The organism is Plantactinospora solaniradicis (assembly GCF_042658085.1).
GTDB classification, from domain to species: domain Bacteria; phylum Actinomycetota; class Actinomycetes; order Mycobacteriales; family Micromonosporaceae; genus Plantactinospora; species Plantactinospora solaniradicis.
In genome coordinates this window covers 311,560-329,313 of the sequence record NZ_JBHSPR010000008.1, presented here as the reverse complement: position 1 = coordinate 329,313, position 17,754 = coordinate 311,560, and the positions used below count along the sequence as shown (strand labels likewise).

Annotated in this window: 1 protein-coding gene; it reads right to left on the bottom strand. The window is 74.0% G+C overall.

What is annotated here, in order from left to right:
* Window positions 1-9: 9 nt before the first annotated feature.
* The gene (locus tag ACFP2T_RS11230) at window positions 10-17,736 is read right to left on the bottom strand and encodes an amino acid adenylation domain-containing protein (protein ID WP_377420473.1); all 17,727 of its coding nucleotides are present in this window, start codon (window positions 17,734-17,736) and stop codon (window positions 10-12) included.
* Between the last annotated feature and the right edge of the window lie 18 nt (window positions 17,737-17,754).

Sequence of the window (17,754 nt, the reverse complement as noted above, 5' to 3'; positions counted from 1 at the left end):
CAGGTCAGGTCAGGGGTGGGGTGGTCGGACGCCTCGTCGGCGCCGGCGCCGGTCCTCCGGTCCGAGCGCCGACAGAGGCGTGTCGGGCCGGGCCACCGCCGCCGCGAGCAGGTCGAGGAGTCCGTCGGTGAGCCGGCGCGCGGTCGCCGGGTCGAACAGGTCGGTGGCGTAGTCCAGTTCGCCGTGCACCGGGCCGTCGCCGAGCGGTTCGTAGAAGCTGACCGTCAACTCGGCCCGGGTCGCCCCGGTCGGCACCGGCTCGATCCGCAGGGCCGCCAACCCGTCCGGGCCGGCCAGCCGCGCCTCCTCGTGGTGCACCAGCATCACCTGCGGCAGGGTCCAACCGGGCGGCAACACCTGGCGCACCGCGTCGAACGGCACGTCCTGGCGGTCGAACGCGCTCAGGTCCGCCTCCCGGATCCGGCCCAGCAACTCGGCGAAGGTCGGATCCCCACCGGTGTCGGTCCGGAGCACGACCGGGTTGACGAAGCAGCCGACCAGGTCGCTCAGGTCCTCCTCGGTCCGGCCCGCCACCAGCGTGCCGACCGGGATGTCCGGGCCCGCGCCCAGCCGGTGCAACAGCGCCGCGAGCGCGGCGTGGAAGACCATGAACATGCTGGTGCCGGTCTGCCGCGCCAGTTCGTCGACGGCCCGGTGCGACGGGGCGTCCAGTACGAACTCGACCCGGTCACCCCGCCCATTCGGCAGCGCCGGTCGCGGCCGGTCGGTGGGCAGGGCCAACCGATCCGGTACGCCGGACAGCGCCGCCCGCCAGTAGTCGAGCTGCCGGGCGTGCCGGCTGCCGGGGTCGCCCGGGTCGCCGAGCAGTTCCCGCGACCAGTGCGCGTAGTCCGGATAGCCGACCGGCAGCGGAAGCCAGTCCGGGACGTGTCCCGCCAGCCGGGCCGCGTACGCGGTGCCGAGATCCCGGACCAGTGGCACCACGGACCACTCGTCCACGCCCAGATAGTGCATCGTCAGCAGCAGCGCCTCGGCGTCGCCGGCCGGACCGGTCAGCAGCCGGGCCCGCAGCGGCGGCTCCCGGGTCAGGTCGACACTGGTCCGGACCAGTTCGCCGATCCGGACGTCGCGTGGTTCGGCGCTGCCCGGCAGCACCTCCAGGACCGGTCGGTCGGCGGCCGACACCGGCACCGGCTCACCGGCACCGCCGACCCCCAGGGCGGTACGCAGCGGCTCGTGCCGCCCCACCACGTCCCGCAGCGCCGCCGTCAGCGCCGCCACGTCCAACGTCAGGTGCCCGTCGGCGGTGATCACCAGCGCGAGGTCCCACCGGGCCGGGTGCGCCGACATCCGATGCTGCTCCCACCAGCCGCGTTGTACCGGCGCGGCCAGCGGGGCCGTGCCCGGCACCGCCGGCCGCAGCGCCGGGCGGTCCGCTCCGGCTCCGGCGACCCGGTCCGCCAGCGCGGCCACCGTCGGCGCGTCGAAGATGTCCCGGACGGCCAGGTCGACCCCGAGCGCCGCCCGGATCCGGCCGAGCAGCCGCATCGCCGCCATCGAGTGGCCGCCGAGGGCGAAGAAGTCGTCCGAGATCCCCACCTCGGGCAGTCGGAGAACCTCGGCGACGAGTCCGGCGAGAGCCCGTTGGGTCGGGGTTACCGGACGCTCCTCGCCGGCCAGTGTTGACCAGTCCGGGGCCGGCAGCGCCCGCCGGTCCAGTTTGCCGTTCGCGGTCAGCGGCAGCGGTCCGGGCAACGCCAGCACCACGGCCGGGACCATGTAGTCCGGCAGCAGTCCGGCCGCGTGTGCGCGTACCTCGGCGGGGTCGACCGGGGCATCGGACGGCACGACGTACCCGACGAGACGGGTCAGGTCGGCGTTCCGGTGCACCACCACCGCCGCCTGGCGGACCGCGGGATGCCGGGCCAGCACGGCCTCGACCTCGCCCAGTTCGATCCGGAACCCCCGGATCTTCACCTGGTCGTCGACCCGGCCGAGGAAGTCGAGGATGCCGTCGGCACGCCAGCGGGCCCGGTCACCGGTGCGGTACATCCGACCGCCGGTCGGGCCGTACGGGTCGGCGACGAAGCGCTGCGCGGTCAGCCCGGACCGGCCCAGATACCCCCGGGCCAGTCCCCGGCCGGCGACGTACAACTCCCCCACCACACCGGGCGGCACCGGACGCAGCCGCTCGTCCAGGACGTACGCCCGGGTGTTCGGATCCGGGCGGCCGATCGGCACCGGGCCGCTCCAGTTCGGCTCGGCATGCCAGAGCGTGGAGTTCACCGTGGCCTCGGTCAACCCGTAGGCGGCGAACAGCCGCAGCCGCTCGGCCCACCGGCCGATCACGTCCGGCGGCACGGTCTCGGTGCCGACCAGCACGGTCAGCCCGGCCGGCAGCGGACAGTCCGCCGGCAGCGCCGAGACCAGTGACGGGGGCAGGATGGCGTGGCTGACCCGTTCCCGCTCCAGCAGGTCGATCAGCGGACGGCCGGGCGAGCGGGTCTCGTCCGGCGCGATCACCAGCCGGCCGCCGACACACAGCGCCATGGCCAGTTCGAACACGAAGACGTCGAACCCGGTCGAGGCGAACTGCAGGACCCGGGAGGTCGGGTCCACCCTCATCCGGTCCTCGGCGGTGGCGACCAGGCTGGCGATCCCCTCGTGCGGCACCACCACGCCCTTCGGGCGGCCCGTGGAGCCGGAGGTGTAGATGACGTAGGCCGCGTGGTCCAGCCCGAACGGCACCGCCGGCAGCGCCGGTCCGTCCGTCGCCGGTCCTCCGACCGGTACCGGCTCGGGCCGGATCAGGTGCACCAGCAGCCGGGACACGCCGGCCAGCTCCGGCAGCCGCTCGACCGCCTCCGGGGTGCTCACCACCATCCGGGCGCCGGAGTCGGCGACCATGAACGCCAACCGGTCGGCCGGGTGGTTGAGATCCAGCGGCAGGAACGCGGCACCCAGCCGCAGCACGCCGAGCACCACGACCACCGTCTCGACGGAGCGCGGCACCGCCACCCCGACCACGGTCTCCGGCCCGATCCCGTACGTCGTCAGCAGCCGCGCCATCCGGGCCGCCTCGGCGTCCAACTGGACGTACGACATCGTCCGCTCGCGGTCGACCAGCGCGACCGCGTCCGGGGTCAGTGCGACCCGGCGGGCGAACAGGGCCGCCAGGGTCTCCTCCGGCACCTCCCGCCCGGTCGCGTTGAAGTCCCGCAGCACCCGGGTCCGTTCGTCGTCGACGAAGACGTCGACCCGGCTCAGCGGGAGTCCCGGATCGGCGGCGACGGCAGTGGCGAGCCGGCGGAACCGGGCACCGAGCAGCTCGACCGTGCTCCGGTCGAACAGGTCGGTGCGGTACTTGACCAGGCAGGTCAGCCGGTCGTCGTCGGCCGGGCCGGCGTCGGGGTGCCCGGCACCCTCCGCGCCCTCCGCGATGTCGAAGACCAGGTCGAACTTCGCGGCCGGCGTCTCGACCGGCTCGTCGACGACGGTCAGGCCGGTCAGGCCGGACCAGTCGGCGGCCCGGTTCCGGTGCACCACCATCACCTGGAAAAGCGGGTTGCGGGACACCGAACGGGCCGGGTTCACCGCCTCCACCACGGCCTCGAACGGCACCTCCTGATGGGAGAACGCGGCCAGGTCGGTCTCCCGGATCCGGGAGAGCAGTTCGGTGAAGGTCGGATCCCCGGACACGTCCGCCCGGAGCACGAGCGTGTTGACGAAGAACCCGACCAGGTCGTCGAGGGCCGCGTCACCACGACCGGCGATCGGCGCACCGAGCGGAATGTCCGTACCGGCGCCGAGGCGGTGCAGCAGCGCCACCACCAGCGCGTGTACCACCATGAACAGGCTGGTGCCGGTGCTCCGGCCGAGCCGGCGCAGCGCCGCGCCGACCTCGGCGGGCAGCTCGACGGAGAGTTCCGCACCGGACGGATCCGGCTGGCCCGAGCGGGCCCGGTCCATCGGCAGAACCAGCTCCTCCGGTGCCCCGCTCAGCGCCGTACGCCAGTAGTCGAGCTGCCGGGCGGCCAGGCTGCCCGGTTCCGCCGGATCGCCGAGCAGTCGACGCTGCCAGAGCGTGTAGTCCGCGTACTGGACCGGCAGGGGCGGCCAGTCCGGCGCCCGTCCCGCCGACCGGGCCGCGTACGCCGTGCCGAGGTCGCGCAGGAACGGCCGGTCCGACCACTCGTCGGTGGCGATGTGGTGCAGCAGCAGCACCAGCACGTGCTCGTCGATCTTCGCCTGGGCTCGGGGCCGATCGGTCGAGCCGGTGGAGTCGATCGCGATGAGCGTGGCCCGCAGCGGCAGCTCGGTGGTCAGGTCGAACGGGCGGCGTACGGCGTTCCGGACGATCCCGGCCAGCTCGGCCGGAGTGGCGGAAACGGTCTTCAGCACCGGCCGGGCGTCGGCGACCGGAACCACCCGCTGGAACGGGCGACCGTCGCGTTCCCCGAAGACCGTTCGCAGGGTTTCGTGCCGGCCCGTCAGGTCGGCCAGGGCGGCACGCAGCGCCGGGACGTCCAGCGCCCCGCGCAGCCGTACCGTGATCGGGAAGTTGTAGGCCGGCGACTCGGCGGCCAGCTGCTGGATCATCCAGAGCCGCTGCTGGGCGAAGGAGAGCGGCAACTCGGCGGGACGCTCGGTCGGCACCAGTTCGGCCCGGACGGGCTCGGTACCGACGCCCGGCCCGGCGCTACCCGGTCCGGTCCCGGTCGATCCGCCCGCGCCCGGTGGCTCGGGGAGCCGCTCGGCCAGCTCGGCGACGGTCGGGGCCTCGAACAGGTCCCGGATCGCCAGCTCGGCCCCGAGCGCCACCCGGGCCCGGCTGATCAGCCGGATGGCCAGCAGGGAGTGACCGCCGAGGTCGAAGAAGTTGTCGTCGACACCGACCTCCGGCGCGCCGAGCAGCTCGGCGAAGAGGGCGCACAGCACCTCCTCCCGGTGCGACCGCGGTGGCCGACGGGTCGTGCCGGTCCGCACGGTCGGGGTCGGCAGCGCCGCCACGTCGAGCTTGCCGTTGACGGTCAGCGGCAGCCGGCCCAGTGGCACCAGCGCCGCCGGCACCATGTAGTCGGGCAGTCGCCGCTTCAGGTGTGCCCGCAGCGCGACCAGTACGTCGTCGTCGTCCGATTCCGTCCACTGTGCACCGCGTACGACGTAGCCGGCGAGCCGACGTACCCCGTTGCCGGCCGACGAGTCCACCAGCACGGCGGCATGCGCCACCCGGGGGTGCTCGGCCAGCGCCGCCTCGATCTCGCCCAACTCGATCCGGTAGCCCCGGATCTTCACTTGGTCGTCGGTGCGCCCGAGGAAGTCCAGGTTCCCGTCCGGCCGGCGCCGGACCAGGTCACCGGTGCGGTACATCCGCTCCCCCGGCGCACCGTACGGGTCGGCGACGAAGCGCTGCGCGGTCAGCGCGTACCGGCGGTGGTAGCCACGGGCCAGCCCGATGCCGCCGATGTACAGCTCACCCGGCGCACCGGGCGGCGTCGGCCGCAGGTGCGCGTCCAGCACGTAGGCCCGGGTGTTCCAGATCGCCCGGCCGACGGTCGGGGTGGCGCTGTCCGTGGTGCCGCCGCCGAGCGTGTTGATGGTGTACTCGGTCGGTCCGTACAGGTTGTACCCGAGCGTTCCGTCGGTGTCCCGAAGCCGGGTCCAGACCGTTTCGGAGACCGCCTCGCCGCCGAGCAGCACCAGCACCGGCCGGTGCCGGCCGGTCGATCCGGCGTCCCCGACGGACCCGGTCTCGTCGGCGCCCCCGGTCTCGCCGATGGCCGCCGTTTCGCCGGGTCCCGCCGTTCCGCCGGTGGCCGCCGTTTCGCCGGTGTCGTCGTCCCGGTCGAGCAGGCCCTCCTCGATCAGGTGGTGGGCGTAGCTGGGGGTGACGTTGACGACGTCGATCCGATGCCGGTCACAGTAGGCGACCAGGGCCGGCGCGTCCCGGCGCAGCTCCTCGTCGCAGACGTGCACCTCGTGCCCCTCGACCAGCCAGAGCAGTTCCTCCCAGGACATGTCGAAGGCGAACGAGACGGTGTGCGCGATCCGCAGCCGTCGCCCACCGGCCGCCGCCACCGTCGGGTCGAAGATGGCCTCCCGGTGGTTGAGCTGCATGTTCGTCAGCCCCCGGTACGGCGTCACCACGCCCTTAGGCCGGCCCGTGGAGCCCGAGGTGTAGATCAGGTAGGCGGGGTGGGACAGCCGCTCCGGGTCGGTCCGGACGAATCCGGCCGGCAGTTCGGCGTCGCCGAGTTCGGCTCCGGACAGCCCGGCCAGCTCGGCGAGCACCGCCGGTTCGTCCAGCGACACCACCGGAGCGGCCGTCTCCGGCAGCGTGGGCAGCACCGATGCCACCGACAGCAGGCACATCGGCTCGGTGTCGTCGAGCACGAACGCCAGCCGCTCGGCGGGATGGTCCAGCTCCAGCGGCAGGTACGCGGCCCCGGTCCGCAACACGGCGAAGAGCGCCACGACCATCTCGATCGACCGCGGCAACGCGAGCGCCACCACCCGCTCCGGGCCGGCGCCCCGGGCGACCAGCAGCCGGGCCAGCCGGTTGATCCGGTCGTCGAACTCGGCGTACGTCAGGGTCCGGCCGGCAAAGACCAACGCGACCTCGTCCGGGGTACGCGCCGCCTGGGTGGCCAGCAGGTCCGCGACCGATTCGAGGCCGACCTCGTGCCGGGTACGGTCCCACTCCTGCGTCAGCTCGCCACGTTCGGCCTCGGTGAGCAGGTCGAGCCGTCCGACCGGCGTCTCCGGATCGGCGACCAGCCGCACCAGCAGGCTGACGAACCGGTCGAGCAGGGCCTGCGCCACCGGGCCGGGGACCACGTCGGGACGGTGGTCGAGCGCGACCCGGATCCGTTCCGCCGGGGTGACCACCAGGGTCAGCGGATAGTGGGTGGCGTCCACGCCGTCCACCGCGGCGATCCCGTGCCGGTCCCGGAGCCGGGCCGACTCCCCCTCGTCGACGAAGTTCTGCAGCACGTAGAGCGTGTCGAAGAGCCGGGCGTGTCCGGTCGCCCGCTGCACCGCGCCGAGCCCGAGGTGATCGTGCGGCATCAACTCGATCCGCCGCTCCTGTAGCCGGCGCAGCAGGCCGAGCACCGACTCGATGGGGTCGGCGGTGACGCGTACCGGAACGGTGTTGAGGAACAGGCCGATGATGTTCTCCACGTGCGGGATGTCGCCGTGCCGTCCGGCGACCGTCATCCCGTAGACCACGTCGGTCCGGCCGAGGTGTCCACCCAGCACCAGCCCCCAGGCCGCGCTGAGCACCGTGTTGAGGGTGAGCCCGTGCCGGCGGGCCAGGCTGCGCAGTCGTTCCCCCAGCACCGCCGGTAGCTGGGTACGGCGGCGTTCTGGAACCACCGGTGCCAGGGTCGCCTCGGGGGCGACCAGGGTCGGTTCGGCGAGCCCGGCGAGAGCGTCCCGCCAGGCCCGGCCGGCACGCTCGGCGTCCTGGGCGGCGATCCAGTCGAGGTGGTCCCGGTACGACCCGGCCGGCGGCAGATCCCGGTCGTCGCCGTCGCGCTCGTAGAGCGTGAACAACTGCTCGACGAACAGTTCCTCGGACCAGCCGTCCCAGAGCACCAGGTGATGGCTGACGATCAGCCGGTCGCGGTCGTCGCCGAGCCGGACGAGCGTCAGCCGGCACAGCGGCGGCCTGGTCAGGTCGAACCGGCGGCGGCGGTCGGCGGCCATCAGCTCGGTCATCCGGGTCCGCTGGCGCTCCGGGTCGAGCCCGGAGAGGTCCACCTCGGTCACCGGCAGCTCCGGGGCCACCCCGATGAACTGCACCGGCTGGGACAGTCCCTCGCTGGTGAATCCGGCCCTCATGCTCGGGTTCCGGGCCAGCAGCGCGACGCCGGCCCGGCGCAGCCGGTCCAGATCGAGCCGGTGGTCGAGGTCGAAGGCGTCCTGCGCGGTGTAGACGTCGACCGCGGCGGTGTCATAGCTGGCGTGGAAGTACAGCCCCTCCTGCAACGGCGAGAGCGGCCAGATCTCCGCCACCGGAACCGGGCTGGTCCGCGTGATCCTGTCGATCTCGTCCCGACTCAGACTCAGCCTGGCGGTCGTGCCGCTCGGGCCGGCGGTCGTGCCGCTCGGGCCGGCGGTCGTGCCGCTCGGGCCGGCGGTCGTGCCGCTCGGGCCGGCGGTCGCGGCGCTCGGGCCGGCGGTCGCGGCGGTGAGCTGGCGCAGCGCCGCGATCCACTCGGCGCTGAGTTCGGTGACATCCCGCTCGGCGAGCAGCCCGTCGGGCCAGGTCCAGGTGGCGGTCAACTCCGGTCCGGCCGGGGTCTCCGTGCTGACCGCGTCGACCTGGAGCAGGTGGGCCAGGTCCAGCCCACCGTTGACGGTGGCGATGGCGTCGGACTCCGGGGCGGGCGTCCAGTCCGCACCCGATCCACCCGGGAACCGGCCGTAGTAGTGGAACAGCACCTGGGCCGAGGCGAGACCGGCGAGGAACGGCGCCGCCTGGGCGTTGAGGTGCCGCAGCATGCCGTACCCGATCCCACGGTCCGGTACGGCCCGCAACCGTGCCCCGACCGTCCGCAGCACGTCGACCGGGTCGGTCCCGGCGGCCAGTCGTACCGGCTGCACGCTGGTGAACCAGCCGACCGTACGGGACAGGTCGAGGTCGGGACGGATGTCTTCCCGGCCGTGCCGTTCGAGGTCGACGAGGAGTTCTGCGTCGCCGTCCCGGCCGTGCCGCCGCTGCCACCGGGTCACGGCGAGACGGAAGGCGGCGAGCAGCACTGCGGTCACGTCACCGTCGACCGCCGCCGGTACGTCGGTGAGCAGCGGCGCCGTCTCCGCCGGGTCGAGTCGTACGACGTGCTGCCGGGCCGCTGCTACGCTGCGCGGCGACCCGACCGGCAAGGTGCGCGGCGACCCGACCGGCAATGTGTCCGCCGGCAGCAGTTCCGCCCCCGGGGCCAGGGTTTCGGCCCAGTGCGCCAGTTCGGCCAACCGTTCCGGCTGGTGCGCCTGCTCGCCGAGCACCCGGGCGAACCGACGCAGCGAGGTACCCACCGGGGCGAGTCGCGGGGCACTGTCAGTCGTCACGGCTGCCCAGGCTGCGGCCAGGTCCTCGAAGAGGATCCGCCAGGAGACACCGTCGACCACGAGATGATGGGCGGCGAGCAGCAGCCGGCCGGGCCGGTCACCGGCGTCGAACCACACCGCCTGGAGCATCGTTCCACCGTCGGGGGCGAGCCGGTCGGTGGCGGCGGTGGACTCGGCGGTCAGCAGTGTGCGTACGTCCGCATCCGACAGTCCGGTCACCTCGACCCGGCGTACCAGGTCGGCGGCGCGGACCGTGCCGGCCGGAGTCGTCTCCAGTGACCAGAGCACCGATGCGATCCGCCGCAGCCGGAGCCGGAGCCCGTCGTGGTGGTCGAGCACCGCCTGCAACGCCTCGGTCAGCGTGCCGAAGTCCGCTCCCGCCGGTACGACGAGCAGGGTGGCCAGCGTGAACCGGTCGATCGGCAGACCGGTCTCCCGCAGCCAGTGCACGATGGGCAGCAGTGGCACGTTCCCCACCCCGTCAGCGGCGGTCACCACCTCGCCGGGAACGGCGGGCGGCGCCGGCACCGGGCCGGAGGCCACGGCAGGCCCCGCGGGCCCGGCGACGGCAGGCCCCGCGCCGGTGCCGGCACATGTGGGCCGCGCGGCGACAGCGCCAGCTACGGCGCCCGCCGACGGCGGCGCGGTCGCGGCACGCGATTGGCCGGCGGCGATGGCCGCCTCGGCGAGCGCCCGTGGCGTCCGGTGCCGCAGTACGTCCCCGGGTGCGACCTCGAGTCCCTGCCGGCGGGCCCGGCTGGACACCGCGATGGAGAGGATGCTGTCACCACCGAGCGCGAAGAAGTCCTGGTCGACGCCGACCTCGGCCACCCCGAGCACCGCCGCGAAGACCTCGTGCAGCACCCGCTCGGCAGCAGCCCGTGGCCCCGGCACAACACCGCCTGGCGCAGCACCGCCCGACACGACACCGCCCGACACGGCCGCACCGTCGCCCTGTCCGGCGGGGTCCGCGCCCGGGTCGATTGACCGCCCGGAGACCGCACCGTTCGCACCGTCCACTCCGGCTCCACCGCCCACTCCGGCTCCATCGGCCGAACCGGCAAACGGACCGTCCGGCGCAGGCAGGGCGGCACGGTCGAGTTTGCCGCTGGGGGTCAGCGGAAACGCGTCGAGCACCACGAAACCGCTCGGCACCATGGGCTCGGGCAGCGCGGCGGATGCCGCTGCCCGGACCGCCTGAACGTCCAACCGGGTCCCTGCGGCCGGCACCAGGTAGCCGACCAGGCGGGACCGGCCCGGTCCGTCCGTGCGGGCGAGCACGGCAGCCTGGGCGACACCGGCTACGTCCCGCAGCACGGCCTCGACCTCGCCGAGGTCGACCCGGTGGCCACGGATCTTGACCTGGTGATCGGTCCGGCCGACATACTCGAGTACGCCGTCGGCACGCCACCGCGCGACGTCACCGGTGCGGTACATCCGCTGCCCCGCCGCACCGTACGGATTCGCGACGAAGCGCTCGGCGGTCAGTCCCGGGCGGTGGTGGTACCCGTGCCCGAGCTGCGCTCCGGCGACGTACAACTCGCCGGGTACTCCGGCCGGGACCGGGCGGAGGCAGTCGTCGAGGACGTACAGCCTGGTGTTCGCCACCGGTCGGCCGATCGGCACGGTGCGGTCGGCTCCGCCGTCGTTCGCCCACCAGGTGACCTGCACCGCCGCCTCGGTCGGCCCGTAGAAGTTGTCCAGCGAGGTGCCGGTCAGGGCATGCCAACGCCGGGCGAGTTCCGGGGTCAGCGCCTCGCCGCCGCTGGACACCCAGCGCAGGCTGGCCGCCCAGCCCGGATCGGGGATGACCTCGTCGGCGAGCAGGAACGCCTCGACCATCGACGGCACGAACGTCACCGTGGTGACCCGGTGCCGGCGGATCAGTTCGGCGAGCCGGGTCGGGTCCCCGGCGGCGTCCGCCTCGGGCAGGACAACCGCGGCTCCGGCGTACAGCGGCCAGAAGATCTCCCACACCGAGGTGTCGAAGGCGGCCGGCGCGAGTTGCAGCATCCGGTCCTCGGTACCGAGCCCGAACCGCCGCTGCGACCACGCCAACTGGTTGACGATCGCCCGATGGCTGACCAGCACTCCCTTCGGCCGCCCGGTCGACCCCGACGTGTAGATCAGATACGCGCCCTGCTCGGGATCGACGGGGGTGGGGGGCAACGTGTTAAGAAGGGGCCCTTCTTCTACAGAATCCGATAAGGAGGGGCCCTTCCTTACCGGCGGGAGCAGTAGCAGGGGGGCGGCGGATGGGTGCGGGAGTTGGGGAATGGCGTCCGCTGTGGAGACGATCGCCCGGGCGCCGGAGTCGGCCAGTACGGCGGAGAGCCGGTCCCGGGGGTGTCCGAGGTCCAGGGGGAGGTACGCCGCACCGGCGCGGAGCACGCCGAGGAGCGCCACCACCAGTTCCGCCGACCGGGGGACCGCCACCGCGACGATGTCGCCGGGTCGTATTCCGCGCTCGGTCAGGCGTCGGGCGACCGCGGCGGCCCGCTGGTCCAGCTCGGCGTAGGAGATCTGGCGGTCGCCGTCGATCAGCGCGATCGCGTCCGGGGTACGGGCGGCCTGCGCGGCCACCGCACCGCCGAGGGTCAGCGACGGCACCGTGGCGGTCGGGCCGGTCAGCCGGGCCAGCGCCGAGGCGCGCTCGGCGGCCGGCAGCAGGTCGATCCGCCCGACCGGACGGGTCGGCTCGGTGACGACGGTGCCGAGGATCTCGGTGAGCCCGGCCCGGAGTTGGTGGACCGTCCCGGGGTCGATCCGGTCCGGGTCGTACTCGATGGTGAGGTCGAGTCGACCAGTCGGCGACACCAGCAGGGTGACGGGATAGTGGGTGGACTCCCGGAATTCGACCCCGGCCAGCTCCAGGCCGTCGGCCCGGTTCCGCCCGGCGGCGTCGACCGGGTAGTTGTCCACCACGACCAGGGTGTCGAACAGCTCACCGCCGCCGGCCAGCCGCTGGATCGCGGGCAGCCCGAGGTGCTGGTGGTCGAGCAGTTCGGACTGCTCCCGCTGGAGCCGGGCGACCAGGTCGACCAGGGGTTCGGACGGGGTCCAGCGCAGCCGGACCGGCAGGGTGTTGATGAACAGCCCGACCATCGACTCGACCCCGTCCAGCTCGGCCGGTCGGCCGGAGACGGTGCTGCCGAACACGACGTCCCGCCGACCGGTGCGCCGGCCCAGCACGACCGCCCAGGCGGCGTGCACGATGCTGCCCACGGTCAGCCCGGCGGCCCGGGCCCGGCCGGCGAGACCGGTGGCCACGGCCGGCGGCAGGATCACCTCGGTCCGCTCGGGTCGGAACGGGCCCTCGGCTCCGGTGGTGGCACCGACTCCGGTCGTGGACTCGCCACCGAGCCGGGTCGGGCCGTCCAGCCCGGCCAGCGCGGTACGCCAGGCGTCCTGGGCCGCCGCCCGGTCGCGGCCGGCGAGCCATTCGAGATAGCGCCGGTACGGGGTGACCGGGGCGAGTCGGGCCGGCTCGCCCGCCGGGGCGTACCGGGCGAGCAGGTCCCGCAGGGTCACCCCGGCCGACCAGCCGTCGGTGACGATGTGGTGGTGGGTGAGCAGTAGCGTGTGCCGGTCCCGCTCGCGGCGAACCAGTACGCAGCGCAGCAGCGGCGGGCGGGTGAGGTCGAACGGAGTGGCCCGTTCGGCCTCGGCGAGCGCCTCGAACTCGGCCATCCGTGCCTCGTCGGCGTACCCGGTCAGGTCGACCTCGCGCCACGGCAGGGTGATCCGGTCGGCGACGAGTTGGATCGGCCGCCCGTCGGTGAGCTGCGGGAAACCGGTCCGCAGCGGTGCGTGCCGGTCCAGCACGTCCTGTCCGGCCCGGCGCAGCGCGGCGGCGTCGAGCGGGCCACGCAACTCGATCACCTGCTGGACCCGGTACGGATCCCGGTCCGGTCCGGCGGCGACGGCGTGGAAGAACAGGCCCTCCTGGAGCGGGGTCAGCGGCAGCAGGTCGGCGATCACCGGCCCGTTCACGGCCAACTCGTCGACATCGTCCTGGTGCAGGTTCAGCAGCGGGAAGTCCGACGGCGTCGGCCCGCCGGCACCGGGCTGCGCGGTGTGCCGGACGAGTGCGTCGAGCGCGGCGAACCAGCCCTGGGCCAGCTCGCGTACGTCGGCCTCCTGGAGCAGCGCGTCCGGCCAGGCCCAGGTCACGCCCAGCCCCGGCCCGTCCGGATGGTCCTCGGTGAAGGCGTTGACCTCCAGGGTGTACGGCGCCACCGGCATTCCCGCGTCGAAACCTCCGGCGAGCAGCCCGATCCCGGGCAGCGCGGTCCAGCAGCCGTCCGCCGAGGAATCCACCCCGAACCGGCCGAGGTAGTTGAAGCTGAGTTGCGGTCCGGGCAGCTCGGCGAGTACGGCGGCGGTGTCGGGGTTGAGGTGCCGGAGCAGCCCGTACCCGAGACCGTGGTCGGGGATGGCCCGCAGCCGCTCCTTGATCCGCTTCAGGGCCCGGCCGGCGTCCGGGCCACCGGCCAGTGCCCGGTCCAGGTCGATCGGTCCGGGGTCCAGCCGGACCGGGAAGATGCTGGTGAACCAGCCGACCGTACGGGACAGGTCGACCCGGTCGGCGACCTGTTCCTCCCGGCCGTGTCCCTCCAGCGCCACCAGCGCGGGTACCGGTTCTCCGGTCCCCCGGCGGCGCCGCCAGTCGGCCAGCGCCAGCGCCAGCGCGGTGAGCAGCACGTCGTTCACCCCGGCATGGAACGCCGAGGGGATCGTGGTGAGCAGCGGCGCGGTCCGCTCGACCGGCAGCCGCAGGGTCAGCCGCCGGACGGTGCCGAGGTCGCCGACCGGATCCAGCGGGCGGTCCGCCAGCGCGGGATCGGGGCCGCGCAGCATCTCCATCCACAGTGGAAGTTCGGCCAGCCGCTCCGACGAGGCCGCGTCGGCGTGGACCAGTTCGGACCAGCGCCGCAGCGGCGTGCCGACCGGATCGAGCCGGGGCGGTCGGCCGGCGGCGACGTCGTCCCAGGCCGCCGCCAGGTCCGGCAGCAGGATCCGCCAGGACACCCCGTCGACCACCGCGTGCTGCACGACCACGACCAGTCGGCCGGTCCGCTCCCGGCCCGCGTCGAGCCAGACCGCCCGGACCATGACCCCGGCCTCGGGCGCCAGCCCGGCACCGGCGGACTCGGCGGCAGCCTCGATCCGGTCCCGCAGCGCCTCGTCGGTCAGCCCTCGGGCGTCGAGCCGGTGCAGCCGGTCCGCCGCCGGCACCGTCCCCGGCGCCGACACCACGAGCCGGCCGGGCGCGTTCGGCGTGGCCCGGACCAGCCGGGACCGCAGCACGTCGTGCCGGTCGATCACCGTTTGCAGGGCGGCGGTCAGCCGCTCGGCGGTCGCCTCGGCGGGCACCCGGACCGCCAGCCACTGGCTGAACGCGTCGATCGGCCCACCGCACTCGTCCAGCCAGCGCATGATCGGGGTCAGCCCGAACTCGCCGACCCCGGCCCGGGGGTCGTCCTCGATCGCCCGGGGCAGCGGCTCGGCCGCCGGAGCCAACTCGGCGACGGTACGCCGCTGGAAGACCTGACGCGGGGTGATCACCAGGCCGGCCTGCCGGGCCCGGATCACCAGTTGGATCGAGACGATGCTGTCGCCGCCGAGGGCGAAGAAGTCGTCGTCGACACCGACCTCGGGCAACCCGAGCACCTCGGCGTAGAGCGCGCAGAGCACCTCCTCGCGGGCGTCCCGGGGTCGGGTGCCGGTGGTCAGGGCCGCGAAGCCGGGGGCGGGCAGGGCGGCCCGGTCCAGCTTGCCGCTCGGGGTGACCGGCAGCCGGTGCAGCGGCACGAACGCGGCCGGCACCATGTGGTCGGGCAACCAACTCCGGGCGTACGTCCGCAGCGCCGCCATCAGCGCCGCGACGTCCCGGAACGGCGCCGGCCGGTTGGCGTACCGGGCCAACTCCGTCGGATCCGCCGGGCCGGTCGGGTCCGATCCGATCGCCGAGCCGGACGGGGGCAGGGTGCCGGGCCGGTAGGCCGGGCCGGACGCTGCCGCTCCGGGGCGGGTGAGGATCAGGTCGAGGCTGCCGTCGTCGGCCGTGCCGGACCAGGTGACGGCGACGTCGTAGCCGAGCCGCCCGGCCAGCTCGTACAGCGCTTCCGGGTCGACGGGCGACCGATCCGGCGCCATCGCACCGCCGGTCAACTCCCGGTACGCGGCGAGGTCGGCGTCCAGCCGCGCGTTCGGTACCCCGGTGACGCGCACCGCCACCGGCCGCTCCCGCTCCAGCCGCTCGGCCAGTCCGGTCAGCCCGGTCAGCCCGGCCGGCTCGGCGTTCCAGGTCCAGGACAGCTCGGCGACGCCATCGCCACCGATCCGGTCCACAGTGGTCCGGCCGAGGGCGCGGGGCTCCGGGGCGGTGCCGGTCCGCAACACGACGTCGTACCGGTAGCGGGTCAGCTCGTTGTGGTCCCGACCCCGCTTCACCCACAGGTCCACGTCGCCGATCGCCGGCACCACCCCGGCCAGGGCCGGGAAGAAGTCGGGGTCGAGCAGCAGTTCGCCCTCCCAGTGCAGGCTCTGCTCGACGGCGGCCAGCGCGGCGTCCGTACCGTCGTCCCCGGGCCGGCGGCGCGCTGCCTCGATCGCCCCGCGCAGCGGGCGGTGCAGCCGCAGGTTGCGTACGTCGCCGACGAAGACGGTGCCGCCGGGCGCCAGCAGGCCGACCGCCCCGCGCAGCACGTCGACCAGGTAGTCGACGCTGGGAAAGTACTGGGCCACCGAGTTCAGCACGATGGTGTCGAAGTAGCCGGTGGGCAGCCCGTCGGTCACGTCGGCGGGTTGGGCCCGCAACTCGATCCGGCCGGCCAGTTCGGGGACCTCGGTCACCTGGCCGCGCAGCGCGTCGACCGCCGCCCGGGACAGGTCGGTTCCCCAGTACGACTCCACCTCCGGCGCCACCCGGGCCAGCAGCAGTCCGCTGCCGACACCGATCTCCAGCACCCGGCGCGGGCGCAGCGCGAGGATCCGCCGTACCGTCTGGTCGCGCCAGTCACGCATCTGGTCGAGCGGAATCGGCTGGCCGTCGTAGCTGCTGTTCCAGCCGGTGAAGTTCTCCCCGAACCGCTCGGTGCGCCCGGCCGTGTAGAGCAGTTCGTGCAGCCGCTCCCAGTCCCCCACCCGGTCGGACTCGGCGTCGGCGTCCCGGCTCGGCGTCCGCTCCCCGTCCAGCGCCGGTACGACGTACGCGGCGAGCCGCTGGTCACCCGACCGCCCCTCCCGGGCCAGTACGGCGACCTGGCCGACCGCCGGATGCTGGGCCAGCACGGACTCGATCTCACCCGGTTCGATCCGGTAACCACGGATCTTCACCTGGTCGTCCGCCCGGCCCAGGAACTCCAGTCGCCCGTCGGGCAGCCAGCGCACCAGGTCACCGGTCCGGTAGAGCCGCCCACCGGCCGGGCCGTACGGGTCGGCGACGAACCGCTGGGCGGTCAGTCCCGGCTGACCGAGATAGCCCCGGGCCAGGCCGGGCCCGCCGAGATACAGCTCGCCGGTCGCGCCCACCGGCACCGGTCGCAGGGTGGCGTCGAGCACGTAGCAGCGGGTACCCGGATCGGGGCGGCCGATCGGCACCACGCCCCCGGGCGGCGTGTCGGGGTCGCACTCGCCGAGGGTCGAGTTCACCGTCGCCTCGGTCGGCCCGTACGCGTTGAACATCGGCCGGTCCCGGGCCCACCGGGCGACCAGTTCCGGGGAGACCCGCTCGGTGCCGGCCAGCAGGGTCGCGCCGGCCGGCAGGGTCAGCTCCCTCGGTATCGCGGCCAGCAGCGCAGGCGGCAGGATCATGAAGGTCACGGCGTGCCGATGGGCATACTCGGTCAGCGCCGGGCCGGGCACCCGGTGGTCGGCCGGCACGACCACCAGCCGGCCCCCGGAGAGCAGGCCGAGGCAGAGGTCCCAGAACGCCACGTCGAAGCTGGGCGAGGCGAACTGGAGGACCCGGCTGTCCGGCCCCACGCCGAGCCGGGCCACCTGGGTGGCCACCAGTTTGGCCACCCCGGCGTGCGAGACGACCACGCCCTTCGGGCGGCCGGTCGACCCAGAGGTGTAGATGACGTATGCCGCGTTCTCCGGCGTGAGCGGGGTGCCCCGGTCGGCGTCGGTCGGATCACGGTCGAGCCGAGCATTGTCGGACGTCTCGCCGGGCCGAGCATTGTCGGACGTCTCGTCGGGCCGATCGTTGTCGGACATCTCGTCGAGCAGCAGCCGGGGCAGGTCCGGGGTGTCCGGCAGGCTTCCGGCCAGCGCGGCGGTGGTGACCAGGCAGACCGGCCGGGCGTCGGCCAGCATGAAGCCGATCCGCTCGGCCGGGTAGTCCTGGTCCACCGGCAGGTAGGCGCCGCCGGCCTTGAGGACCGCCACCTCGGCCACGATCATCTCCACCGAGCGGGGCAGGCAGAGCGCGACGACCCGCTCCGGCCCGACTCCCCAGGCGAGCAGCGCGTACGCCAGCCGGTTGGCCCGGGCGTCCAACTCGGCGTACGTCAGCTCGACGTCCTCGCAGACCACCGCCACCGCTCCGGGCGCCCGCCGGACCTGCTGCGCGAATAGGTCCGGCCAGGTCGCCGGGGCCGCCGGGCGGACGGTCTCGTTCCACTCGACGAGGATCCGTTGCCGCTCCACCGTGTTCAGCTCGCCGTCCGCGCTGTTCAGGTCACTTTTGGGCACGACGAAATACCGCCTCTC